Source organism: Candidatus Babeliales bacterium, from assembly GCA_035288105.1.
GTDB lineage: Bacteria > Babelota > Babeliae > Babelales > Vermiphilaceae > SOIL31.
Genome location: DATEAY010000037.1, coordinates 1 through 2,029 on the forward strand (window position 1 = coordinate 1; position 2,029 = coordinate 2,029).

The following is a 2,029-nucleotide window of genomic DNA, read 5'->3' on the forward strand; positions in this document are numbered from 1 at the left end:
TGGAAGACGTTAATTGTGAACATGCAACATGGCGTTCTGCACCGCATAAGTTTGAAGCCGGCACGCCTCCAATAGCACAAGCAATTGGTTTGGGTGTAGCAATTGATTATCTGCGTACCAATGTAGATTTTGATGAAATTATGAATTATGAAACACAACTATGTGCACGCTTAATTGATGGCTTGTCTGCAATTGTACAAGTGAGAATTTTAGGTCCCATTGCCGAGCTCAAACAAAAAGGGCACATGGTGAGTTTTTTGGTCGATGGTTTCCATAGCCATGATGTGGCAGCATTTTTAGATTCTCGTGGCATTTCTGTTCGTGCTGGGCACCATTGTGCACAACCTTTTGCCAAAAAACTTGGGTATGATGCTTCTGTCAGAGTCAGTTTTTATTTTTATAACACATTCGAAGATGTTGATCGCATTGTTGCAGCGGTGCAAGAGTTGGTGCAATAGGTTTTTTATTTTTTGACATCCTTCGATACATTCTTCTTCGCTATGAAGCTACGAAGAACACTCAGGACGAGCGGAGAAGAATGAAGCAGTTTGTTAAAATTTTATGAGATTTTTCCTTCCGCTCGCCCTGAGTGCCCCAAAGGGGTGTATCGAAGGGTATCTTCTATAATCTCACCCCACACTTTTTCAGCTTACTCGTCACATGTGATATTTTATCGTACACAATTCCTTGCATCCCTAATTTTTTCGCCGTTGCAACACTTTCTGCAAGATCATCAATCAGAATACAGTCTTGAGGATTAATGTTATGTGCTTCGATTAAATGCTTAAAAATGGCGTCATTAGGTTTTGCGGTTTTTACTTGTGATGAAACAACAACGCCATCAAAGAGGTTGATCATATCGGTGTACTTTTTTTGTAGTGATGTATACAATTCATCCGGTGCATTTGCAAAAATATAAATAGTGTGTCCAGCGGCTTTTAATTTTTGTGCAAGTTGTACAGTAGATTTTATTGGTTCAATGATTGCTTCTATTGTTTCTGGATCAAGAACAAGGTTCATGATAGTAGTCATGAGCTTTTTTTCTTTGACGCTACTAAAATGTTTTTTTGCATCGAGTAGTTCAATACATTGCGTAATTTCCATTCTTGCTTGTACGCATGTTTTTTTACCTTCTTGCAGTTCAACAAGACAACGTGGTAATATTCTATTCTTGAGGGTTATGGTGATGTGTGGTTTTTGTTCTTCAAGGGCGCTCATTGCGGCAAGCATATCCAAGCAGCGATATCCAGGATTTTTCCAGTGTGTTATTGCATAACTTGCGAGTTTTCCATAGCCGATTTTTTTTGAAAATCCCGTCTGATTTTCTTTGATTAATACATTAGGAAGATCAAAAAGAATGGTATATTTTTTACATGTGGCATCAGAACAAGTAATTTTTCTTTGATTGTGCGGTGTTTTTGTTACCGTATAAATAAAAATAAGCAGAAATGAAATGCTTACATAATGATACAATCGCATTGCTTTCTCCTTTGTATGTTTATTTCATTGTTTACTTTTATGGTAATCTATTAGCTTTTTTATAAGCAAGTAATTGTTGAAATATTTGCCTATTTATAACTATCTTGTAAAATAAAGTATTACATTGTGTAATCATGCAGATAGGAAATTATAAAAATAACAGCAACAAGGATTTTTTATGATAGGTGTAATGAAACATATTCGCTTACTTGTTATGATTGGATTGTGTTTAAATCCTGTAACTATGATGGCAAGTGAGTGGACTAATATTCCAGTCCCGTCTTTGAATCCTGAAACACAGCCAACAGGTAATAAAGTTTTAGAAAGAATTATGGCTTCTGCTTTGGGGCACATAGAGAATGATCCTAAATTGGTGTTGTTGCAAATTGCGGCAGGATGCTTGGTACTCATGATATGCTATATGCATAAAACAGGTTCTTTGGGTCGTACCGTAAATCAAGCAAGGGATGCGGTTAAGAAAGAGATAAAAGCTTGGTTTGATCGACTTCCTATGCCAGTTAAGGCTGCTATGATGCCATTAAAAGTGGTT

At 36.8% G+C, this 2,029-nt stretch carries 3 protein-coding genes; 2 read left to right on the plus strand and 1 reads right to left on the minus strand.

Annotation, left to right across the window (positions count from 1 at the left end):
* The coding region (locus VJJ26_01865) for an aminotransferase class V-fold PLP-dependent enzyme (protein HLC06912.1) at positions 1–458 on the plus strand (458 nt) is incomplete at its 5' end.
* A gap of 163 nt (positions 459–621) precedes the next feature.
* Here VJJ26_01865 and VJJ26_01870 read toward each other — a convergent pair.
* A complete protein-coding gene (locus tag VJJ26_01870) occupies positions 622–1,479 on the minus strand; it encodes an HAD-IA family hydrolase (protein ID HLC06913.1) in 858 nt (285 codons plus the stop codon).
* Between the two features lie 178 nt (positions 1,480–1,657).
* On the opposite strand from VJJ26_01870, the gene VJJ26_01875 reads away from it, so the two are divergent.
* On the plus strand, positions 1,658–2,029 hold a 372-nt coding region (locus VJJ26_01875; GenBank protein HLC06914.1), incomplete at its 3' end, for a hypothetical protein.

Excerpts from the sequence above, each read along its gene's own strand:
- VJJ26_01870 (HLC06913.1), bottom strand. The coding sequence starts at position 1,479 with ATGCGATTGTATCATTATGTAAGCATTTCATTTCTGCTTATTTTTATT.